Raw genomic sequence first — 21,940 nt, 5'->3', positions numbered from 1 at the left:
TTTATCTACATTTTTCTCAGCAGCAACGAACGCAGCCCCGCCGCTTTATTTTCAATTTCCTGCCACTCTTGCTCAGGATCGGAACCGCTGACAATCCCGGCGCCGGCGTAGAGCCTGAGGGTGTCGTTCTCCACCTTCGCCGAGCGTAGCGCCACGCAGAATTCGCTTTGTGCCAGCGACAGATAGCCGGCGGAACCGGCGTACCATTCGCGGATAAAGGGTTCATTCTGAGTGATAAAGTCCAGCGCCGCCCGCCGCGGCAGCCCGGCGACCGCCGCCGTAGGCTGCAGCTGGTGCAGGCAGCGGGTATCGTCGGGTGCGTTTAGCGCCGTCCAGATGCAGCGCCGCAGATGCTGCACGTTACGCAGGCGTACCACCTGCGGCGGCAGCACCTCCAGCATCTGCACTTCATCCTGCATGCGCTGGCAAATATCCTCCACCACCAGCATGTTCTCCCGCTGGTTTTTATCGTCCTGCATTAACCAGTCGGCCAGCGCCCGCGCCCGGCGATCGTCAGCATGGCCGGCGACGGTACCCGCCAGCGCCTCGGTACGCAGCAGCGTTCCGCGCCGACGCCACAGCCGCTCCGGCGTTGAGCCGAAAAACGCCTGCTGCGGGTTAAAGGCCATCAGGAAGTGGAAGCAGTTAAAGTTGCTGCGGCGGCTGGCGGCCACAATCGACCAGGCATATAAGGGAGCGGCAAAGCGCAGGTCCGTGGCGCGCGCCAGGACAACTTTTTCCATCTCTGCGGCCGCAATGGCCCGGGTAGCCTGCAGGATAAGCTCACGCCAGCGCGGGTATTCCGGGACGTGCCGTTCGCTGAGTAGCTCAGGTATCGCCGCGGGCCGCGCCTGCTCCGCCGTCAAGGAGTGCAGAAACTCGCGCGCCGCATGAGCATCTTCGCGCAGCGAAGCGTCGCTACACAGCACCAGCCGCAGCGACGCCGTTCCCCCAACCCGACGCCACTCCAGCCGCGGCAGCACCAGCGCCCCGACCTGCGGACTGAACGCATTCAGGCCGCAAATACGCAGGTCCTGATGCTGCTGATGCTGTAAAAAACGCTGCGCTTCGGCCAGCGAAGAGAACCTTTTCACCGCCCCGAGCGCGGCAAGCTCTTCGTCGCCGCTGCGCTGCTGCCAGTAAAACTGCGGCCACTGAGGCTGGTGCCCGCACCACAGCAGGGGATCAAACGCGTCCTGGAGAGGAAACGAAACATCGAAAATTCGCGTGCCGGGCGATGCGGGGAACTCATCGTTCAGGCAGCCGCGTAAGCTTTCCAGCGCAGCGGAAACAGACAGCACGCAAACCTCCACAGGATAAAAACCCCACATTATACGGGGTCCTGGCAAGAAATAGCAGTACCCACGATGAGGGAGTGGCCTTTGGCTGCCTGCCCGTCATTCAGGAAGTCGTGATAGCCTGCGGCTACCTGGGCAGGAGCGGGTCCGCTGCGGCCTCGCGGGCCATGCCGATATGCGCGATCCCGTCTTCGTCGTAAACGTCGGTCACCGCCTGGAAGCCGAAGCTGGCGTAGAAGCGCTGTAAATGCGCCTGAGCGCCGAGGTAGATAGCTTTCTGCGGCCATTGGCGGGCGCAGCTGGCGAGCGCATTTTCCATTAGCTGATAGCCGAGCTTCTCACCCCGCACCGCCGGGCTGACGATAACCCGGCCAATCACCACCGGTTCAAAATCCTCTGCGCTTTTCAGGATCCGCGCATAGGCCACCAGCTCATCGCCGCGCCAGCCGAGAAGATGACGGTTTTCACCGCTCAGATCGTCGCCGTCAACGTCCTGGTAGGGACAGTTTTGCTCGACGACAAAGACTTCACAGCGCAGCTTTAGCAGCGCATAGAGCTGCGGGACGGTCAGCTCGCTATGGTGGAGATCCTGCCATATCATCATCTATTATTCCTTTATTGAAGTGGGCCCTGCATCATTCCGGCGGCATGAAGGCGGCAAGCTCAGCCAACGCGCGCGCAACCTGAGGGATGACGGGTATACTCTGTTTTTTGACTCACGCCCTAAGGACACAGGACGATGGAATTAACTTTTTTGGGGACATCCGCTGGCGTGCCGACCCGTACGCGTAATATGACGTCTATCGTGCTGAATTTGCAACAGCCAACGGCGGCGGAGGTCTGGCTGTTCGACTGCGGAGAAGGCACCCAGCATCAGTTTCTGCATACCGCCCTGCACCCCGGCAAGCTGAATAAAATTTTTATTACCCATCTTCACGGCGACCATCTGTTTGGCCTCCCCGGCCTGCTGTGCAGCCGCTCAATGCAGGGTAACTCGCTGCCGCTGACCCTCTACGGGCCAAAAGGGCTGCGGGAGTTTGTCGAAGTGGCGCTGCGCCTCAGCGGCTCGTGGACCGATTATCCGCTGGATATTGTCGAAGTTGGCCCCGGCCTTATTCTGGACGACGCCGGGTATCGGGTCACGGCCTGGCCGCTAAACCATCCGGTGGAGTGCTACGGCTACCGCATTGAAGAGCACGACAAGCCCGGCACCCTGGACGCGGCCCGTCTTATCGCCGACGGCGTTCCCTCCGGGCCGCTGTTTCAGCAGCTCAAACAGGGGCTAAGCGTCGAGCTTGCCGACGGGCGCATCGTCGACGGCCGGCGCTATCTTGGCCCGACGACGCCGGGGAAAAAGCTGGCCATCTTTGGCGATACGGCGCCCTGTGCGGCGGCGCTTGAGCTGGCGCGCGGCGTGGACGTCATGATTCATGAGACCACCCTGGAACAGGCGATGGCCGAGAAGGCGAACGCTCGCGGGCACTCCTCCAGCCAGCAGGCGGCGGCGCTGGCGCGCGATGCCGGGGTCGGCACCTTTATCGCCACCCATTTCAGCTCGCGCTACGACCTGCAGGGCTGTCAGCGCCTGCTGGCGGAGTGCAGGGAGATCTTCCCGCAGACCCTGCTGGCGGAGGATTTTATGGTCTATCCCATCCGCTAAACGGGCTGGCCCGGCTTAACGACGCGCATAAAAAAACCGCCGATCGCAGACCGGCGGTTTTTTTGCAGCCGTAGCCGCTTTACATCAGCGGCGTTGCCAGCTGTACGATGCTAATCAGCGGCTGCGGCCAGACGCCGAGTACCAGCACCAGCAGAGCCGAGATCAGCACTACGATACCGCCGGCGCTGTACTGCCAGTTAGACGGCGCATCGCGGTTCAGTTTCTCCGGCGCGCTCAGATAGAGACTCACCGCGACGCGCAGGTAGTAGTAAAGACCAATCGCCGAACCCACCACCACGGCGGCAACCAGCCACCACAGGTGCGCGTGCACGCCGACCGCCAGCACGTAGAACTTACCGATGAAGCCCAGCGTCATCGGAATACCGGCCAGCGACAGCATCATCACCGTCATCACCGCAGACAGAATCGGACGGTGCCAGAACAGGCCGCGATAGGAGTACAGCGAGTCGGCATCCGGGCCGCGGTACGGGCTGGACATCAGGCTCACCACGCCGAAGGCGCCGAGGCTGCTGAACAGGTAGCCGGCCAGATAGACGCCGACGGCTTCCATCGACATTTCGCCGCTCTGCAGGGCGATCAGCGCCACCAGCAGATAGCCGAGATGCGAGATCGAGGAGTAGCCGAGCAGGCGTTTGATGTTGGTCTGGCTCAGCGCCATCAGGTTACCGAAGATGATGGACGCAAAGGCTATCAGGCCCAGCACGATGCGCACCGCTTCGCTGTTGCCTACCGGCATATACAGGAACAGACGCATCACCACGCCGAAGATAGCAATCTTGCTGGCGGTGGCCAGGAAGGTTGATACCGGCGCCGGCGCGCCCTGATAAACGTCCGGCGTCCACAGGTGGAACGGCACCAGCGACAGCTTAAAGCCCAGACCGACAATCATCAGCCCCAGACCCGCCAGCAGCAGCGGCTCGTGCAGGGTGTTATCCGCCAGGCTCTTACCGAGGGCCAGGAAGGAGAGATTGCCGGAGTTCGCGTACACCAGCGCCATACCGAACAGCAGGAAAGAAGAGGCTGCGGCGGAGAGGATGGTGTATTTGATACTGGCTTCCAGAGACCGTTTCTGGCGGAAAGCGTAGCCGATGAGGCCGAACAGCGGCAGCGAAATCAATTCGATACCGAGGAACAGCGCCGCCAGATGGTTTGCTCCCGCCAGCAGAATGCCACCCAGCGCGGCGATGAGCACCAGCAGGTAGAACTCTTCTTTATTGTCCTTGTAACCCTCAAGCCACGGATAGGCAAAAGTACAGGTCGCCAGGCTCGCCAGCAGCACCAGCCCGGTGTAGAGCATGGCGTAGCCGTCAACGCGGATCAGCGGCGTAACGTCCATCGCGCCGTTCTGACCGACAAACCAAAGCGATATCAGCGCGGCGTTAAGCCCGAGAACCGACAGCGTGGCATTAAGGAAATGATTGCGTCGCCACGCAATGGAGAGCATCACAACCACCACCGTCAAGCCGACGATCAGCAGCGGTAGCAGTGCGATCAGTTGTTGTGGAGTTATTGTCATGGCGAATTACGGCCTTGTAGTAGAAACAGAATTAACAAACCACTGCTGAATGTTGCTCATCGCAGCATGTGAGGTGTCCAGAATCGGCTGCGGGAAGAAGCCCAGCAGCACCAGCAGAACCACCAGCAGCAGAACAATCGACAGCTCGCGCAGCGACATTCCCGGCAGCTCTTTCGCCGCAATCTCGCTCTTCGCTTTACCGAAGTAGGCACGATGCAGCATCGCCAGCGAGTAGACGGAAGCGAACACCAGACCAAAGGTGGAGATCACGGTAATCACCGGCACCACTTTATAGCTGCCGAACAGGATCATGAACTCACCGACAAAGTTACCGGTACCCGGCATCCCGAGGGTCGCCACGGCGAAGAACATCGACAGGGCCGGCAGCCACTTAATTTTGCTCCACAGGCCGCCCATCTGGCGCATATCACGCGTGTGCAGGCGCTCGTAAAGCTGGCCGCAAAGGATAAACAGACCGGCAGCGGAGAGGCCGTGCGCAATCATCTGAATCACCGCACCCTGATAGGCCAGCTGGCTGCCGGTATAGATGGCAATCAGCACGAAGCCCATATGAGAAACGGAGGTGTAGGCAATCAGGCGTTTGATATCGTACTGGCAGAAGGCCATCCACGCGCCGTAGAAAATACCGATGATACCCAGCCACATAGCGATGGGCGCAAATTCGGCGGAGGCGTTCGGGAACAGCGGCAGCGCAAAACGCAGCAGACCGTAGGCCGCGGTTTTCAGCAGGATCCCCGCGAGGTCAACGGAACCGGCGGTCGGCGCCTGGGAGTGCGCGTCCGGCAGCCAGCCGTGCAGCGGTACTACCGGCATTTTCACCGCGAAGGCGATGAAGAAGCCCAGCATCAGCACGTATTCCACGCCGTGGGACATCGGCGTCTTCAGCAGATCTTCATAGTTGAAGGTCCACACGCCGGTGGCGTTGAAGTGCACGAACGCCAGCGCCAGGATGGCAATCAGCATCACCAGCCCGCTCGCCTGGGTATAGATGAAGAACTTGGTGGCCGCCGTGATACGCGTTTTACCGTCGGAAGCCTTATGGCCCCAGAGCGCGATCAGGAAGTACATCGGCACCAGCATCATCTCCCAGAAGAAGAAGAACAGGAACATGTCGATGGCAAGGAACACGCCGATGACGCCACCCAGGATCCACATCAGGTTGAGGTGGAAGAAGCCCTGATACTTTTCGATCTCGCGCCATGAACAGAGTACCGCCAGTACGCCGAGCAGGCCGGTCAGCACCACCATCAGCAGCGACAGACCGTCGATTGCCAGATGAATGCTAATACCGAAGCGAGGGATCCACGGCATGACAAATTCAGACTGCCACTGGGGAATACCCGCAGACTGTGTCAGAGAATAGCCGCCCTGCAGCCACAGCTGCAGTGAGAGAACCAGCGTCAGTCCCATGGTAATCAGCGCAATCCAGCGCGGCATCTTCACGCCAAAGCGTTCGGTCTGCCAGCACAGGAACCCGCCGATAAAGGGGATTAGTATTAACCAGGGTAATAACATAGCTGAGTATGTCCCTTATATTTACTCCTGATCAGGCTATCTCGCTCGCCAGCCCGAATCCTGCCAGTGCTCGCACAAAACGCATCGCGTTTTGAACGTCCGTAAGGACGGCCCCGTAGGGGTGAGCTTCGCGAATCATCCTCGCGCACTTTCGTACGCTGCGGTTGCTCTGCGCTGGCGGTCTTCGGTCTGACTTCGCCGATGACGCCTGTACCTCAGGAACAGATTTTCAACGAATTCTAAAATTCTTTTAGGGTTTGTCGGCCGGATAAGCGCAGCGCCATCCGGCAGTCGCTCACCCAGCCAACAAACTCAACGCAGTACCATCAGCAGCGCCAGCACGACAACCGCACCGATGCTCATTGACGCGACATACCAGCGTAAATAACCGTTCTCGCTTAGCAGCAGGCCTTTACCTGCAAAGCGGGAGAGGATAGCCGGAATGTTCATCATCGAGTTCAGCGGATCGCTTTTCAGCAGCCACGCCACGCCGAGGAACGGCTTCACGAACACCTTGTCGTACAGCCAGTCGAAGCCCCAGGCGTTGTACCACCAGGTGCCGAGCAGGCGGCCAGGGGCGCTATTGGCAATGGAGGTCACCAGCGTGCGTTTACCCAGCCACAGCCATGCGGCGATCAGGATACCGGCGATAGCCACGATCCCGGAGACGATTTCCAGCGTCATCACGCGACCGTGCTCAAGCTCGGTGGTCTGCGGCAGTACGCCCTGCAGCGGCGGAACAATCAGCGCGCCAACGAAGGTCGACAGAACCAGCAGAACAATCAGCGGCAGGTGATGGGTAATCCCCTTGCCCGCGTGAGCGTGAATCTGCTCTTTGCCGTGGAACACGATGAAGATCATGCGGAAGGTGTACAGCGAGGTCATAAACGCGCCGACCAGACCGGCAACCATCAGGTTGATATGACCGTTAGCCATCGCGCCGGCGAGGATCTCATCCTTACTGAAGAAGCCTGCGGTGATGAGCGGCAGTGCGGACAGCGCCGCGCCCCCCACCAGGAAGCAGACGTACACCAGAGGAATCGATTTACGCAGGCCGCCCATTTTGAAGATGTTCTGCTCGTGATGGCAGGCGAGGATCACCGAACCAGACGACAGGAACAGCAGCGCTTTAAAGAACGCGTGGGTCATCAGATGGAAAATCGCCGCGTCCCATGCCTGAACGCCCAGCGCCAGGAACATGTAGCCAATCTGACTCATCGTCGAGTAGGCCAGCACGCGTTTGATATCGGTCTGCACCAGCGCGGCGAAACCTGCCAGCACCAGCGTCACCGCACCAACGATACCCACCAGATGCAGAATTTCCGGCGTCATCAGGAACAGGCCGTGGGTACGGGCTATCAGGTAGACGCCCGCGGTAACCATCGTCGCGGCGTGGATCAGCGCGGAGACCGGCGTCGGGCCGGCCATCGCGTCCGCAAGCCAGGTCTGCAGCGGCAGCTGGGCAGATTTACCCACCGCGCCGCCCAGCAGCATCAGGGTCGCCCACGTCAGCATGTTGTTGCCGGCCGCGAAGTGCGCGGGTGCCAGCTCGACCATTTCGCGGAAGTTCAGGGTCCCCAGCTCGTTGTAGAGAATGAACAGCGCGAAGGCGAGGAACACGTCGCCGACGCGGGTCACCACAAACGCTTTCATCGCCGCGGCGCCGTTCTTCGGATCGGTATAGTAGAAACCGATCAGCAGATAGGAGCACAGGCCCACGCCTTCCCAGCCGAGGTACATCAGCAGCAGGTTATCGGCAAGCACCAGAACCACCATGCTGGCGATAAACAGGTTGGTGTAGGCGAAGAAGCGGGAGTAGCCCTCTTCCCCGCGCATGTACCAGGAGGCGAACATGTGGATCAGGAAACCGACGCCGGTAACCACGGAGAGCATGGTCAGGGAGAGACCGTCCAGCACCAGGTTAAAGCCGATGTTGAAATCGCCCACCGACATCCACGTCCACAGCGGAACGCTGATCGCCTGCCTGCCGTTAGCAAAGAAGTCCATCCCAACGAAGGCCGTAACCAGCGCGGCCAGGCCTACCGACCCCATCCCCACGGTGGCGGAGAGGTTTTCCGACCAGCGCCCGCGGGAAAAGGCCAGCAGCACAAAGCCAATCAATGGCAAAAGAATGGTTAAGGAAAGCATGTTCATCCACGCAACTCACTTACTGAATCGATGTTCAGGTTCTGGCGGCGACGATGGAGCTGCAGCAGCAGCGCCAGACCGATACTCGCTTCCGCAGCCGCAAGGCTGATCGCGAGAATATACATTATCTGACCATCGGCCTGACCCCAGTAGCTTCCGGCAACCACGAAGGCCAACGCCGCGGCGTTGATCATGATCTCCAGGCTAATCAGCATAAACAGCAGATTGCGGCGAATCACCAGACCCGTCAGACCGAGAACAAACAGGATCGCGGCGAGGATCAGTCCATGTGTTAAGGGGATCATGCGTGCTCCTCCGTTTTTCTTTTGTCGCTATCGTTCTGGCGGTTGCTCAGCACCTCACCGACGCGCTCTTCGCGGCCGATATGGAAGGCAACAACCAGACCGGCCAGCAGCAGCATGGAGGCCAGCTCCACCGCCAGTACGTACGGGCCAAACAGCGCAATACCGACTTCTTTCGCGCTTATCGCATTGCCTTCAATGCCCTGATCGTTAAGACCGAGGATGGCATAAACGATAACCACCAGCAGCACCGCGGAGAGGATGGCCGGGCCGATCCAGATCCCCGGCTGCAGCCACTTACGCTCCTGCTCAATTTCGCTGCCGCCAAGGTTAAGCATCATCACCACGAAGACGAACAGCACCATGATGGCCCCGGCGTAGACGATGATCTCCAGCGCCCCGGCGAAGTACGCACCCAGCGAAAAGAACACGCCAGCAATCGCTAACAGCGAAATAATCAGGTACAGCAGCGCGTGCACCGGATTGGTGTGGGTGATCACCCGCAGGGTTGCGAGGATGGCGATAAGGCCACAGATATAAAAAGCGAATTCCATTGCCCTCTCCTTACGGTAACAGGCTCTTGACGTCGATAGGCTTAGCTTCGTTCTCTGCTTCGCCCTTATCTTTGCCGTCGATTGCCATACCCGCCATCCGGTAGAAGTTATATTCCGGGTATTTGCCCGGACCGGAAATCAGCAGATCCTCTTTTTCGTACACCAGATCCTGACGCTTGTATTCACCCAGTTCGAAGTCCGGGGTCAACTGAATCGCCGTGGTTGGGCACGCTTCTTCGCACAGACCGCAGAAAATGCAGCGTGAGAAGTTGATGCGGAAAAACTCCGGGTACCAGCGGCCGTCTTTGGTCTCTGCTTTTTGCAAAGAGATACAGCCTACCGGACACGCTACCGCACACAGGTTACAGGCAACGCAGCGCTCTTCGCCGTCCGGATCGCGCGTCAGCACGATGCGGCCACGATAGCGCGGCGGCAGATATACCGGCTCTTCCGGGTACATCTGGGTTTCACGTTTGGCGAAGGCGTGCATCCCGATCATGCAGATACTGCGGACCTGGGTGCCGAACCCCACCAATAATTCTTTTAAGGTCATGGTCAATTCACCCCTTATTGCGCCTGCCAGAGAATGACAGCCGCCGTTACCAACAAGTTGATCAGCGTTAATGGCAGGCATACCTTCCAGCCAAAGGACATTACCTGGTCATAGCGTGGACGCGGTAATGATGCGCGGATCAAAATGAACATCATCATGAAGAACGCGGTTTTCAGCGCGAACCAGATGAACGGAGGTAACCATGGGCCATTCCAGCCGCCGAAGAACAGCGTCACGATCAGCGCCGATACGGTGACAATCCCGATATATTCACCGACGAAGAACAGGCCGAACTTCATGCCGGAATATTCAATGTGGTAGCCATCGGCCAGCTCCTGCTCGGCTTCCGGTTGGTCAAACGGGTGACGGTGACACACGGCCACGCCCGCAATCGCAAAGGTAACAAAGCCAAAGAACTGCGGGATAACGTTCCACAGATGCGCCTGGTTGTTGACGATATCGCCCATATTGAACGATCCCGCCTGCGCCACCACGCCCATCAGGGAGAGGCCGAGGAACACTTCGTAGCTCAGCGTCTGCGCGGAAGCGCGCATCGCGCCCAGCAGCGAGTATTTGTTATTACTCGACCAGCCGGCAAACAGCACCGCGTAGACCGCCAGGCCTGCCATCATCAGGAAGAACAGGATGCCGATGTTCAGGTCGGCCACCACCCACGACGGGCTGACCGGCACGATAGCGAAGGCCAGCAGCAGCGAGGTAAAGGCGATAACCGGTGCCAGAGTAAAGATCACGCGATCGGTAAAGCGCGGAACCCAGTCCTCTTTAAAGAACATTTTGATCATGTCGGCAACCAGCTGCAGCGAACCGCCCCAGCCGACGCGGTTAGGTCCATAGCGGTTCTGGAACAAACCCAGCAGGCGACGTTCGCCGAAGCTCATGAATGCGCCACAGGTGACAACCACCAGCAGAATGACCACCGCCTTCAGGATGCTTAACAGAATGTCGATGAGATCCGGAGTTAACCAACTCATGCTTTTGCCTCCTGCAGAGTATCAATACGCGCTCCGGTCAGAACCGGCGCAATGCCAGGCATGCCCATCGGTAGGCCAACCTGCCCTGCCGTCAGGCCCGCAGAGATAATCAGCGGCAGGCTGAGCAGATGACCCTCAACGCTGAAGGAGACCATCGCCCCCGCGTTGACGCCAAGCTTCGCGGCATCTTCCGGGTTAAGCTTGAGATACGGCTGCGGCATGCGGCTCTGGAACACCGGCGAGCGCTGTGAAAGCTCGTCGCTGCCGAACAGATGGTAGTACGGCGCAATCCGCCATTTCCCTTCTTCGGCCTGGAAGCTTTCCGGCACCGCGGTGAAGTAATCCAGGCCCTCGGCGGAAGCCTCAATCAGGCGCACGCCCGGATCGCCGTGGCGCAGCTTACCGCCCACTTCATCCTGGAATTTGTTCCACGCCTGCGGGGAGTTCCAGCCCGGCGCCCACGCAAACGGAATTTGCGAACGCGGAGCGGACGGCTGGTTGTTCCCTTCCATCGAGAAGGCAAACATGGTGTCTTTGTCCTGCGGCTGGCGCGGTTCATGCACGCTGATATTGGCGCGCATCGCCGTGCGGCCGCTGTAACGATGCGGTTCACGGGCCAGCTTCTGACCGCGAATGCGGAAGCTCGCGTCCGGCGCTGCATCTTTAATGCCTGCCAGCTGCGGCAGCTTAGCCACCACCGCGTCAATGACGTGGTCCAGCTGCGTCCAGTCAACCTGGCGGTTGTCGACGGTGCTGTGCAGCGAATGCAGCCAGCGCCAGCTCTCCAGCATCACGGTATTCGCATCGTAGTAGGCCGGGTCATAAACCTGGAAGAAACGCTGGGCGCGGCCTTCGTTGTTGACCACCGTGCCGTCGCTTTCGGCGAAGCTTGCCGCAGAGAGCACCAGATGCGCTTTTTCCATGATCGCCGTGCGCTGATGGTCAACGACCATCACCAGCGGCGCTTTGGCCAGCGCAGCGTCTACGCGCGCGGCGGAAGCGTGACGATGCAGATCGTTTTCCAGCACGATAACCGCATCGGCGGCGCCGGTTTCCAGCTCGCTCAACGCCTCTTCCAGCGAACCGCCGCCGATCATCCCCAGACCGACGCTGTTCACCGCGCGGGCAACCATAGTCACGCCGACGTCTGCGCCGCGACCTTTCAGCGCCTTAGCGACGTTCGCCGCGGCCTGAATAATCTCGATGCTGCCGGCGTTGGTTCCGGAGACGATCAGCGGTTTCTTCGCCCCGGCCAGCGCCTGGACGATCACGTCAATTTTGCCCTGCAGATCTTTGCTCAGGCCTTCCACCGCCGGCGAGGTTTCATCCAGCGCATGCGCAATGGCAAAGCCCAGCCGCGCCTGATCTTCAACCGGCGCGCGGTAGGTCCACGCGGCGACGTCGTCCAGACGGGTGTCGTCGATATTGGTGACAAACAGCGGATGCTTCGCACGCTGGCCGATATTAAGGATCGCGGCAATCTGCCAGTCGGCGACTTTCTGCGCCGCGGCCATTTCACGCGCTTTACCTTTCACCGCCTGGCGTACGGCCAGCGCAATGCGGGCGCCGGTTTGGGTAAGATCTTCACCCAGCACCAGTACCGCATCGTAGGATTCAATGTCGCGCAGCGCCGGGGTATGAATACCGCCGTCGCGCAGCACCGTCAGCATCATCTGCAGACGTTCCTGCTCGGCTTTAGCGATGCCGGTATAGAAGTTCTCGGCGCCGACCAGCTCGCGCAGCGCAAAGTTGCTTTCGAGGCTGGCGCGCGGGGAGCCGATGCCGATCGCTTTTTTCGACTGGCGCAGAATATCCGCCGCGCCCTGCATGGCCTGCTCGGCGTTGAGGGCGATCAGATCGTCGCCGCGGCGCTGAACCGGCTGACGCGGACGGTCTTTCAGGTTCACGTAGCCGTAGCCGAAACGACCGCGGTCACAGAGGAAGTAGCGGTTGACGGTGCCGTTATAGCGGTTTTCGATACGACGCAGCTCGCCGTAACGCTCACCCGGGCTGATGTTACAACCAATGGAGCACTGCTGGCAGATGCTTGGCGCAAACTGCATGTCCCATTTACGGTTGTAGCGCTCGGAGTGCGTTTTATCGGTGAATACGCCGGTCGGGCAGACTTCAACCAGGTTGCCGGAGAATTCGCTCTCCAGCACGCCGTCTTCCGGGCGACCAAAGTAGACGTTGTCGTGAGCGCCATAAACGCCCAGATCGGTGCCGTCAGCATAGTCTTTGTAGTAGCGTACGCAGCGGTAGCAGGCGATGCAGCGGTTCATTTCGTGCGAGATGAACGGCCCCAGATCCTGATTGCGGTGGGTGCGCTTGGTAAAGCGGTAGCGACGGAAGCTATGACCGGTCATCACGGTCATATCCTGCAGGTGGCAGTTACCGCCCTCTTCGCAGACCGGACAGTCGTGCGGGTGGTTGGTCATCAGCCACTCAACCACGCTTTCGCGGAACTGCTTCGCTTCGCCGTCGTCAATGGAAATAAAAGTGCCGTCCGATGCCGGTGTCATACAGGACATCACCAGGCGACCACGCGTGTCTTCCGCGTTTTGATATTGCTTCACCGCACACTGGCGGCAAGCGCCGACGCTGCCGAGCGCCGGATGCCAGCAAAAGTATGGAATATCAAGACCGAGAGAGAGACAAGCCTCTAGCAGGTTGTCCGCTCCGTTGACCTCGTATTCTTTGCCGTCTACATGAATCGTAGCCATTAGCATGCTTCCAAATTAAAAAAATCGTTACCACTTCCTCACCCGGCTGCCGCCTTGAAGCAGCTGAATGAGTCGGTGGGAATCACCAGCGCGTCTTAAGCAGGTTCGGCTGAATCCCGTTGATTGCATGGGTATTACTGAACTGCTGCTTAATGCCTGCTTCGAATTCGTCGCGGAAATATTTAATGGCGCTTTGCAGCGGTTCGACCGCGCCTGGCGCATGCGCGCAGAAGGTTTTACCCGGCCCAAGGAATCGACACAGTTGCTCAAGTGTCTCGATATCACCCGGCTGGCCTTCGCCGCGCTCAAGGGCGCGCAGGATCTTCACGCTCCACGGCAGGCCGTCGCGACAGGGCGTACACCAGCCGCAGGACTCGCGGGCGAAGAACTCTTCAAGGTTACGCACCAGCGATACCATATTGATCTCGTGGTCAACGGCCATCGCCAGCGACGTCCCCAGACGGCTGCCCGCCTTGCCAATACTTTCGAACTCCATCGGCAGATCGAGATGCGCTTCGGTCAGGAAGTCAGTACCCGCGCCACCCGGCTGCCAGGCTTTAAACTTCAGGCCATCGCGCATACCGCCGGCATAATCTTCGAGGATTTCACGCGCGGTGGTGCCGAACGGCAGCTCCCACAGGCCCGGGTTCTTCACTCGACCGGAGAAGCCCATCAGCTTGGTACCCGCATCTTTGCTCTTAGAGATGTTCTGGTACCATTCGACGCCGTTGGCCAGAATGGCCGGGACGTTACACAGGGTTTCAACGTTGTTGACGCAGGTCGGCTTACCCCACACGCCGGAGCTCGCCGGGAACGGCGGCTTGGAGCGCGGGTTGGCGCGACGACCTTCGAGGGAGTTAATCAGCGCGGTCTCTTCGCCGCAGATGTAGCGCCCTGCCCCGGTGTGCACGAACAGTTCGAAATCGAAACCGGTGCCGAGAATGTTTTTGCCCAGCAGGCCAGCTTCGGTCGCTTCGGCAATGGCGCGGCGTAAATGAACCGCCGCTTCAATATATTCGCCGCGCAGGAAGATGTAGCCGCGGTACGCTTTCAGCGCAAACGCGGAGATCAGCATGCCTTCCACCAGCAGGTGCGGCAGCTGCTCCATCAGCAGGCGGTCTTTATAGGTGCCCGGCTCCATCTCATCGGCGTTACACAGCAGGTAACGGATGTTCATGGATTCGTCTTTCGGCATCAGGCTCCACTTCAGACCGGTGGAGAAGCCCGCGCCGCCGCGCCCTTTCAGGCCGGCGTCTTTCACCTGGTTGACGATCTCATCCGGCGCCAGGCCCAGCAGCGCCTTACGGGCGCCCTCGTAGCCGTTTTTGCTCTGATACTCATCCAGCCATACCGGCTGTTTGTCATCGCGCAGGCGCCAGGTTAGCGGATGCGTTTCGGGAGTTCGGATAACGTTTTTCATTTATACCGCTCCAGCAAATCAGGAATTCCTTCCGGCGTCAGATGACTGTGGGTGTCTTCATCAATCATCATGCTTGGGCCTTTATCACAGTTACCCAGACAGCAGGTCGGTAACAGGGTAAAGCGGCCATCAAACGTTGTCTGACCCGGCTTGATATTCAGCTTTTGCTCAAGTGCTGCCTGAATCCCCTGATAGCCGGTGATGTGACACACCACGCTGTCGCAGTAGCGAATAACGTGACGGCCAACCGGCTGACGGAAGATCTGGCTGTAGAAGGTGGCAACGCCTTCGACATCGCTTGCCGGGATCTCCAGCACGTCGGCGATCGCATAGATCGCGCCATCCGGCACCCAGCCACGCTGTTTCTGAACGATCTTCAGCGCTTCGATGGACGCCGCACGCGGGTCTTCGTAGTGGTGCTTCTCGTGCTCAATTGCCTCACGTTCTGCCGCACTCAGCTCAAAAGCCTCGGTTTGTGGTTGTTGATTTTCGTGCATAATTAGCGGTCCACGTCTGACATAACAAAATCGATACTACCCAGATATACGATAAGATCGGATACCAGGCTGCCGCGAATCGCCGCCGGAATCTGCTGCAGGTGCGCATAGCTCGGCGTGCGGATACGGGTGCGATAGCTCATGGTGCTGCCGTCACTGGTCAGGTAGTAACTGTTAATACCCTTCGTCGCTTCAACCATCTGGAAGGATTCGTTGGCCGGCATGACCGGACCCCAGGAAACCTGCAGGAAGTGGGTGATCAGGGTTTCGATATGCTGCAGCGTGCGCTCTTTCGGCGGCGGCGTAGTCAGCGGGTGATCCGCCTTGAACGGCCCTTCCGGCATATTATCGAGACACTGCTGAAGGATGCGCAGGCTCTGGCGCAGCTCTTCGACTTTTAACATCACGCGGGTGTAGCAGTCGGAGATGCCGCCGCCGGTCGGGATTTCAAAGTCGAAGTTCTCATAGCCTGAATACGGACGCCATTTACGCACGTCGAAGCCAATGCCGGTGGCGCGCAGGCCAGCACCAGTGGTGCCCCACTCCAGCGCTTCTTTCGCATTGTAAGCGGCCACCCCTTTCGAACGGCCAATCAGAATGCTGTTACGCAGCGCGGCCTTTTCGTAGGAATCCAGACGCTTTGGCATCCACTCAAGGAATTCACGCAGCAGGCGATCCCAGCCGCGCGGCAGGTCATGCGCGACGCCGCCGATGCGGAACCACGCAGGGTGCATACGGAAACCGGTGATGGCTTCTACCAGATCGTAGATTTTCTGGCGATCGGTAAAGGCAAAGAACACCGGCGTCATGGCGCCAACGTCCTGAATAAAGGTGGAGATATACAGCAGGTGGCTGTTGATGCGGAACAGCTCGGAGAGCATCACGCGAATCACGTTGACGCGATCCGGCACGGTAATACCCGCCAGCTTTTCTACCGCCAGCACGTACGGCATCTCATTGACGCAGCCGCCGAGATATTCGATACGGTCGGTGTAAGGAATGTAGCTGTGCCACGACTGGCGCTCGCCCATCTTTTCGGCGCCGCGGTGGTGGTAGCCGATATCCGGAACGCAGTCGACGATCTCTTCGCCATCCAGCTGCAGAACGATACGGAAAGCACCGTGCGCGGAGGGGTGGTTCGGGCCGAGGTTAAGGAACATAAAGTCCTCATTTTCGGTCCCGCGCTTCATGCCCCACTCTTCCGGCTTGAAGGTCAGCGCTTCCATTTCCAGATCCTGTTTCGCTTTCGTCAGCTCAAACGGGTCGAATTCGGTGGCGCGTGCCGGATAGTCTTTACGCAGCGGGTGGCCTTCCCAGGTCGGCGGCATCATGATGCGCGTCAGGTGCGGGTGGCCTTCGATATCGATGCCAAACATTTCCCACGTTTCACGCTCATACCAGTTGGCGTTAGGGAACAGTTTGGTCAATGTCGGAACGCGCAGATCGTTTTCGGATAATGCTACCTTGAGCATGATATCGCGATTGCGTTCAATAGAAATCAGGTGATAGAAAACGGAGAAATCCGCGGCGGGTAGCCCGTCACGGTGGGTGCGCAGACGTTCGTCCATGCCGTGCAGATCGAACAGCATGATGTAAGGTTTTGGCAATCTCTTCAGGAAATCGGCCACCTCGAGCAGCTGCTCGCGCTTCACCCAAACTACCGGTACGCCGGTACGAGTTGGCTGAACGGTAAAGGCATCCGGGCCAAAACGATTGCGCAGTTCGCCGATCACCGGGTCATCAAGGTGATCGCGGGTTTGCCAGGCTGGTGCGGCGTCATGCGCGTTTAAATCGGTCATATTGTTCACCATTGCAAAAGGTCCGTGGTGACTGCCGGGCGACGCTTCGCGCTGTTGTAGATTGATTTGCGAAGTATTTTGCCGCCGCCCGCAGGCGCAAATTAAATCTCGTCCGGAGTCCGCAGATTGGTCACTGCAATGCGTTCGCCGCGTTTACGCTCACGTTCCGACTGCATGTTGGCGCGATAAACGCCCTGATCGCCAACCACCCACGAGAGAGGACGGCGCTCTTTACCAATGGATTCCTGCAGCAGCATCAGCGCCTGCATATAAGCTTCCGGACGCGGCGGACAGCCCGGGATGTAAACATCAACCGGAATAAATTTATCTACGCCCTGCACGACAGAATAAATATCGTACATACCGCCGGAGTTGGCACACGCCCCCATGGAAATAACCCATTTCGGCTCCAGCATCTGATCGTAAAGACGCTGAATAACCGGTGCCATCTTGGTGAAGCAGGTGCCCGCGACCACCATCAGGTCAGCCTGACGAGGAGAGGCACGCAGAACTTCTGCGCCAAAACGCGCGACGTCATGCACCGCAGTGAATGACGTCACCATTTCTACGTAGCAGCAAGAAAGGCCGAAGTTATAGGGCCAGATTGAGTTCTTACGGCCCCAGTTCACCATGTCATGCAGCGCGTGTTCGAGTTTCCCCATATACACGCTTTTGTTGACTTCTTGCTCCAGGGGGTCAGTTACGATCTCCTGTTTTTGCAGGGGGTAACGGTCGTTCTCACCGTTAGGATCTATGCGGGTGAGCGTATAATCCATCTTATTGCCTCGCTTTTACTGCATATGACGGTTAGTGGGACTGTCTGTTTCTGAGTTAACCAACGTGCGACGGGAACGCGCAGGCGTCCAGTCCAGTGCGCCGATACGAACGAGATAAACCAGACCAGCCAGTAGCACTAAAATGAAAATTGCGGCTTCCACAAAGCCAACCCAACCGCTTTCACGGATAGAGGTCGACCATGCGTAGAGATACAGGGCTTCCACGTCGAAGATAACGAAGAACATGGCAACCAGATAAAACTTCGCAGAAAGACGTAAGCGAGCCGAACCAACGGAGTCGATCCCCGATTCAAACGGCGTGTTTTTGCTTCGCGCGCGCGCGCGACCGCCGAGGTACCAGCCCCCGACAAGCATCAGGCAGCACAGGCCGATGGCAATGATGAGAAATATAGCGAATGCCCAATGATGAGCGATGACTTCAGTGGATGTTGACATACGCATTGCTTAACCAAAAAAGTGTAGCGCTAAACCCTCTGCTCTTACTGGCAGATGAACGCCACAGCGTTTCACGGGGAGGAATAAAAAAAATAACCTTGCAAAAAAGCGTCCCTACTTATCGTAGAAGGCCATATGCGCTGGCTTTTTACCCCTTTCTTTAACCTTTTGTCAACTTCAACAAAAGTTTTAACAACATTAATTTACATTAGGTTTTTTTCATTAACATTAAATGCCCTTTTATGCGAAATAACCTTGCATACCAATTGGATTTAGTGTTGTTGAATCGTGTCCGTTTCCATTGTAAATCATAATTACCCGTCTATTTTGACAGGATTTAGCCTCGATTCCTCCCCCTAAGGAGGGGTATTTTCTTGATCTGTGACACGCTTTTGTTAATTAAACCAAAAAAACAGCAACAAACTGGCCGGTTTTTTAACATTAGCATGAACTATTGAAAGTGCAGGGAAAAGTAGAGAAGTGTCGGTCGGATTGTCGCTAACCAACTGATATTCATAACAATAAAACAACAATATATTAAAAACCACTGTAAAATAAGAAAAAAAAGAACCGCAGGGTCTAATTCTCACCTCAGCGGCTCTTTTTTGCATTTACATTTTGTTACCAGCTTTTTGTGATCAATGTGGCTTAAATCCCCCTCAGGAGATGAGGGTATGGCCTCCCCCTTCGGGGGTAAAGAGCGGGTCCGACGACCAGGGGTTATGGTCCTGGCTCAGCGACTGAAAGATGGCCTGCGCCAGTTCGCTCACGCTCTGCGGATCGCAGCTCAAAACGTAGCGAGTATCCGGTAATCCCGGCAGGCCGTCGCTCTTGCCAACCACCCGCAGCTCGGGGCTCATCATCTCAACCGGCCGCGCCGTCACGCCAAGTCCGGCTTTCACCGCCGCTTTAACGCCCGCCAGTGAGGATGCCGAGTGGGCCAAATGCCACGGCGTCTTCGCGCTATTGAGCGCCGAGGTAATATCATCCCGAAAGGGCCCGGGCCCCTCAAGCAGGATCAGCGGTACCGACGCCTCGTGCGGCAGCACGTAGTCCGCCGCGCAGTACCACAGGGTTGGCGACGTGCGCAGCGTCAGCATTTCAAAGCTGTCAGACTGATGGGTGGTCAACGCGAGATCTATCGCGCCGTCTGCCAGCCTCTCAACTACCTCGGTATGGTTGAGAACCTTAATTTCGAGGGTCAGCCTCGGGTAGAAGCTGCCAATCCGATTAAGCAAAAACGGCAAAATGGTATCCGCCGTTTCGTCGGTGGCGCCGATAGTCAACGTCCCCTGCAGGCTGCTAAACATCAACGACATGCAGGCTTCATCGTTAAAGCGCAGAATTTTACGCGCATAGCCGAGCAGCTGAATGCCCTGCTCAGTTAATAGCTTATTGCGCCCGTGGCGGGCAAAGAGCTCTTTTCCGACCAGCTGCTCCAGCCGCTGCATCTGCTGGCTCACCGCAGACTGGGTACGGCGTACCGCCGTAGCGGCGGCAGCAAACGTACTCAAATCGGCAACGGCAACAAACGTTCTCAGCAGATCGAGGTCGAGATTTAGTATTGGACGATTTGCATTTATCATGTTGCTTCACTCACAGGTAGCTATCGCTGACCTGCCTTGTTGATGCTGTGCTCCAGGTTTCCGGCTATTCCTTGAGCCTCGTGTCATCCGCAAAAAGGAAACGGGCGACAGCTGGAAGAACGTTATTGCATTTGAAAGTACTCGTCCGCGTCAATTGTGCGGAACCTCTGAGTCATATTTTGTTCGTACGCCTAAGCTTTTTCTAATTACGGCGAGCCGCTTTATGTGATCTGATTCAAAAAAGCCATCTACAGCGCAGCCCTGCACGTCAATACGCAGTCTGCCTGCGCAAAAGCTTGCTGAACGACAAACAAAAAGCCTGCAATAACAATATATTAATAAGAAAACCCGCATTATTTTCGGGGTTTATTTGATATTAACAACGACATCCTAACCGAAAACAGCCTTATTTATAAGGGCAAATCAGTATTATTAAAGATAATTTTAAACATTTTTTCAGGACTTTAATTAAATTAACAAAACCAGGATTATTCATTGCCAAAAAATAAGACTCATTAATCTCTTAAATGTTTTTATTAAGTATATTTAACATTACCGCTACAGTCTTCCCCGGTTAGTTAAAAGCATAGCGCTTTTTTGTGAGCAAAAAAGTATCAGCGCAGGACCTCCCCACCGCCTCAAACCAGATAAACGCTCATCATATGGCGATAAAACCACAATATCTGACCAATAAAATACGACTTACAGGCATATTCTATAAACGCTAAAGCCAATCAACAGATAAATCGATTACCCTAAAAAAAGGACATTAGCAAAATCTTCTCCTGCTAACCCTTCAAAACAGCGGGGATGAAGAGTACATTGTTCCGAGCTGACTTCCACGGCAGGGAGTGGCGATAACAGCTAAAAAGGCAAAGATTCATGTCCCCTATCGAAAAATCCAGCAAGTTAGACAACGTCTGTTACGACATCCGCGGCCCGGTTCTCAAAGAAGCGAAGCGCCTTGAAGAAGAAGGCAATAAAGTCCTCAAGCTGAACATCGGCAACCCGGCGCCGTTTGGCTTCGATGCCCCGGATGAAATCCTCGTTGACGTCATTCGTAATTTACCGACCGCCCAGGGCTACTGCGACTCTAAGGGCCTCTACTCGGCACGCAAAGCTATCATGCAGCACTATCAGGCCCGCGGCATGCGCGACGTGACGGTTGAAGATATTTATATCGGCAACGGCGTATCGGAACTGATTGTCCAGGCCATGCAGGCGCTGCTGAACAGCGGTGACGAAATGCTGGTCCCGGCGCCGGATTATCCCCTGTGGACGGCGGCGGTATCGCTCTCCAGCGGTAAAGCAGTGCACTATCTTTGCGATGAGTCCGCCGACTGGTTCCCGGATCTCGACGATATTCGCGCAAAAATCACCCCACGCACCCGCGGGATCGTGATTATTAACCCGAACAACCCGACCGGCGCGGTCTATTCAAAAGAGCTGCTGCTGGAGATCGTCGAAATTGCTCGTCAGCATAATCTGATCATCTTTGCTGATGAAATCTACGACAAGATCCTGTACGACGAAGCCCAGCACCACTCGATCGCCGCGCTGGCTCCCGATCTGCTGACGATTACCTTTAACGGCCTGTCAAAAACCTATCGCGTCGCCGGCTTCCGCCAGGGCTGGATGGTGTTGAACGGACCGAAAAAACACGCTAAGGGCTATATCGAAGGCCTGGAAATGCTGGCCTCCATGCGCCTGTGCGCCAACGTTCCGGCGCAGCATGCCATTCAGACGGCCCTTGGTGGCTATCAAAGCATTAGCGAGTTTATTGTTCCCGGCGGGCGCCTGTATGAGCAGCGTAACCGCGCCTGGGAGCTGATTAACGAGATCCCGGGCGTCTCCTGCGTGAAGCCGAAAGGCGCGCTCTATATGTTCCCGAAAATCGATGCTAAGCGCTTTAACATTCACGACGATCAGAAGATGGTGCTCGACTTCCTGCTGCAGGAGAAAGTGCTGCTGGTACAGGGTACCGCCTTTAACTGGCCCTGGCCGGATCACGTGCGTATCGTGACCCTGCCTCGCGAAGACGATCTGGAAATGGCCATTTCACGTTTCGGCCGCTTCCTCTCCGGCTATCACCAGCTCTGATAA

The 21,940-nt window shown here is 57.4% G+C and carries 18 protein-coding genes; 2 read left to right on the top strand and 16 right to left on the bottom strand.

Translation table 11 applies throughout. From position 1 onward, the window contains the following. Positions 1–5 precede the first annotated feature (5 nt). Both menF and MMW58_RS08870 read right to left on the bottom strand, forming a co-directional pair. Positions 6–1,301 carry an isochorismate synthase MenF gene (menF, locus tag MMW58_RS08875; protein WP_241723135.1) on the bottom strand — a complete coding sequence of 432 codons (1,296 nt, stop codon included), beginning with the start codon at positions 1,299–1,301 and terminating at the stop codon, positions 6–8. Positions 1,302–1,425: 124 nt separating this feature from the next. Beyond that, on the bottom strand, positions 1,426–1,902 hold the full coding sequence (locus MMW58_RS08870) for a GNAT family N-acetyltransferase (protein ID WP_241723134.1): 477 nt from the start codon (positions 1,900–1,902) through the stop codon (positions 1,426–1,428). A 135-nt stretch (positions 1,903–2,037) separates the two neighbouring features. Between MMW58_RS08870 and rnz the strand changes: the two genes are divergently transcribed. Further along, positions 2,038–2,958 carry a ribonuclease Z gene (gene rnz / locus MMW58_RS08865; protein WP_133599217.1) on the top strand — a complete coding sequence of 307 codons (921 nt, stop codon included), beginning with the start codon at positions 2,038–2,040 and terminating at the stop codon, positions 2,956–2,958. A gap of 79 nt (positions 2,959–3,037) precedes the next feature. On the opposite strand, the gene nuoN is transcribed toward rnz, so the two are convergent. From nuoN to MMW58_RS08795, 14 genes are all read right to left on the bottom strand, one after another. Beyond that, positions 3,038–4,495 (bottom strand): NADH-quinone oxidoreductase subunit NuoN, encoded by a 1,458-nt coding sequence (gene nuoN / locus MMW58_RS08860; RefSeq protein WP_133599219.1) that lies wholly within the window; start codon positions 4,493–4,495, stop codon positions 3,038–3,040. Between the two features lie 6 nt (positions 4,496–4,501). Next, on the bottom strand, positions 4,502–6,031 hold the full coding sequence (gene nuoM, locus MMW58_RS08855; protein WP_133599221.1) for an NADH-quinone oxidoreductase subunit M: 1,530 nt from the start codon (positions 6,029–6,031) through the stop codon (positions 4,502–4,504). 312 nt (positions 6,032–6,343) lie between these two features. After that, positions 6,344–8,185 carry an NADH-quinone oxidoreductase subunit L gene (gene nuoL, locus MMW58_RS08850; protein ID WP_133599222.1) on the bottom strand — a complete coding sequence of 614 codons (1,842 nt, stop codon included), beginning with the start codon at positions 8,183–8,185 and terminating at the stop codon, positions 6,344–6,346. After that, positions 8,182–8,484, bottom strand: coding sequence for an NADH-quinone oxidoreductase subunit NuoK (nuoK, locus tag MMW58_RS08845; protein WP_002913148.1), 303 nt, complete (start codon positions 8,482–8,484; stop codon positions 8,182–8,184). Before nuoK ends, nuoL begins: the two co-directional genes overlap by 4 nt. Next, positions 8,481–9,035 (bottom strand): NADH-quinone oxidoreductase subunit J, encoded by a 555-nt coding sequence (gene nuoJ / locus MMW58_RS08840; RefSeq protein ID WP_095100576.1) that lies wholly within the window; start codon positions 9,033–9,035, stop codon positions 8,481–8,483. Before nuoJ ends, nuoK begins: the two co-directional genes overlap by 4 nt. 10 nt (positions 9,036–9,045) lie before the next feature. After that, positions 9,046–9,588, bottom strand: a complete 543-nt coding sequence (nuoI, locus tag MMW58_RS08835) for an NADH-quinone oxidoreductase subunit NuoI (protein WP_015365590.1) — start codon at positions 9,586–9,588, stop codon at positions 9,046–9,048. Between the two features lie 14 nt (positions 9,589–9,602). Beyond that, positions 9,603–10,580, bottom strand: coding sequence for an NADH-quinone oxidoreductase subunit NuoH (gene nuoH / locus MMW58_RS08830; protein ID WP_076945791.1), 978 nt, complete (start codon positions 10,578–10,580; stop codon positions 9,603–9,605). Continuing rightward, positions 10,577–13,303, bottom strand: coding sequence for an NADH-quinone oxidoreductase subunit NuoG (gene nuoG, locus MMW58_RS08825; RefSeq protein ID WP_133599226.1), 2,727 nt, complete (start codon positions 13,301–13,303; stop codon positions 10,577–10,579). The genes nuoH and nuoG overlap by 4 nt, the downstream gene beginning before the upstream one ends. Positions 13,304–13,385: 82 nt before the next feature. Then, a complete protein-coding gene (gene nuoF / locus MMW58_RS08820; protein ID WP_045856046.1) occupies positions 13,386–14,723 on the bottom strand; it encodes an NADH-quinone oxidoreductase subunit NuoF in 1,338 nt (445 codons plus the stop codon). Next, positions 14,720–15,220: an NADH-quinone oxidoreductase subunit NuoE gene (gene nuoE / locus MMW58_RS08815; RefSeq protein WP_041146562.1), complete on the bottom strand. Its 501-nt coding sequence runs from the start codon at positions 15,218–15,220 to the stop codon at positions 14,720–14,722. The genes nuoF and nuoE overlap by 4 nt, the downstream gene beginning before the upstream one ends. A gap of 2 nt (positions 15,221–15,222) precedes the next feature. Further along, entirely contained in the window at positions 15,223–17,031 is a 1,809-nt protein-coding gene (gene nuoC / locus MMW58_RS08810) for an NADH-quinone oxidoreductase subunit C/D (protein WP_041146563.1), read from the bottom strand. A gap of 89 nt (positions 17,032–17,120) precedes the next feature. Continuing rightward, on the bottom strand, positions 17,121–17,795 hold the full coding sequence (nuoB, locus tag MMW58_RS08805) for an NADH-quinone oxidoreductase subunit NuoB (protein WP_002913178.1): 675 nt from the start codon (positions 17,793–17,795) through the stop codon (positions 17,121–17,123). A 15-nt stretch (positions 17,796–17,810) separates the two neighbouring features. Then, positions 17,811–18,257 carry an NADH-quinone oxidoreductase subunit NuoA gene (gene nuoA, locus MMW58_RS08800; RefSeq protein WP_004865103.1) on the bottom strand — a complete coding sequence of 149 codons (447 nt, stop codon included), beginning with the start codon at positions 18,255–18,257 and terminating at the stop codon, positions 17,811–17,813. Between the two features lie 653 nt (positions 18,258–18,910). After that, on the bottom strand, positions 18,911–19,837 hold the full coding sequence (locus tag MMW58_RS08795) for a LysR family transcriptional regulator (protein ID WP_133599228.1): 927 nt from the start codon (positions 19,835–19,837) through the stop codon (positions 18,911–18,913). A gap of 882 nt (positions 19,838–20,719) precedes the next feature. On the opposite strand from MMW58_RS08795, the gene alaA reads away from it, so the two are divergent. After that, on the top strand, positions 20,720–21,937 hold the full coding sequence (gene alaA, locus MMW58_RS08790) for an alanine transaminase AlaA (protein ID WP_041146565.1): 1,218 nt from the start codon (positions 20,720–20,722) through the stop codon (positions 21,935–21,937). Positions 21,938–21,940: the final 3 nt, after the last annotated feature.

This window comes from Klebsiella sp. HC6, assembly GCF_022605325.1.
Lineage (GTDB): Bacteria > Pseudomonadota > Gammaproteobacteria > Enterobacterales > Enterobacteriaceae > Klebsiella > Klebsiella terrigena.
Note: the sequence above shows the minus strand (reverse complement) of the source record. Positions and strands in the feature narration are given on the sequence as shown.

Coding starts and splice junctions, on each gene's coding strand:
- nuoF (WP_045856046.1), bottom strand. CDS start 14,723: ATGAAAAACGTTATCCGAACTCCCGAAACGCATCCGCTAACCTGGCGC.
- nuoL (WP_133599222.1), bottom strand. CDS start 8,185: ATGAACATGCTTTCCTTAACCATTCTTTTGCCATTGATTGGCTTTGTG.
- nuoE (WP_041146562.1), bottom strand. CDS start 15,220: ATGCACGAAAATCAACAACCACAAACCGAGGCTTTTGAGCTGAGTGCG.
- rnz (WP_133599217.1), top strand. CDS start 2,038: ATGGAATTAACTTTTTTGGGGACATCCGCTGGCGTGCCGACCCGTACG.
- nuoM (WP_133599221.1), bottom strand. CDS start 6,031: ATGTTATTACCCTGGTTAATACTAATCCCCTTTATCGGCGGGTTCCTG.
- MMW58_RS08795 (WP_133599228.1), bottom strand. CDS start 19,837: ATGATAAATGCAAATCGTCCAATACTAAATCTCGACCTCGATCTGCTG.
- nuoJ (WP_095100576.1), bottom strand. CDS start 9,035: ATGGAATTCGCTTTTTATATCTGTGGCCTTATCGCCATCCTCGCAACC.
- MMW58_RS08870 (WP_241723134.1), bottom strand. CDS start 1,902: ATGATGATATGGCAGGATCTCCACCATAGCGAGCTGACCGTCCCGCAG.
- nuoK (WP_002913148.1), bottom strand. CDS start 8,484: ATGATCCCCTTAACACATGGACTGATCCTCGCCGCGATCCTGTTTGTT.
- alaA (WP_041146565.1), top strand. CDS start 20,720: ATGTCCCCTATCGAAAAATCCAGCAAGTTAGACAACGTCTGTTACGAC.
- nuoH (WP_076945791.1), bottom strand. CDS start 10,580: ATGAGTTGGTTAACTCCGGATCTCATCGACATTCTGTTAAGCATCCTG.
- nuoB (WP_002913178.1), bottom strand. CDS start 17,795: ATGGATTATACGCTCACCCGCATAGATCCTAACGGTGAGAACGACCGT.
- nuoC (WP_041146563.1), bottom strand. CDS start 17,031: ATGGTGAACAATATGACCGATTTAAACGCGCATGACGCCGCACCAGCC.
- nuoA (WP_004865103.1), bottom strand. CDS start 18,257: ATGCGTATGTCAACATCCACTGAAGTCATCGCTCATCATTGGGCATTC.
- nuoG (WP_133599226.1), bottom strand. CDS start 13,303: ATGGCTACGATTCATGTAGACGGCAAAGAATACGAGGTCAACGGAGCG.
- nuoI (WP_015365590.1), bottom strand. CDS start 9,588: ATGACCTTAAAAGAATTATTGGTGGGGTTCGGCACCCAGGTCCGCAGT.
- nuoN (WP_133599219.1), bottom strand. CDS start 4,495: ATGACAATAACTCCACAACAACTGATCGCACTGCTACCGCTGCTGATC.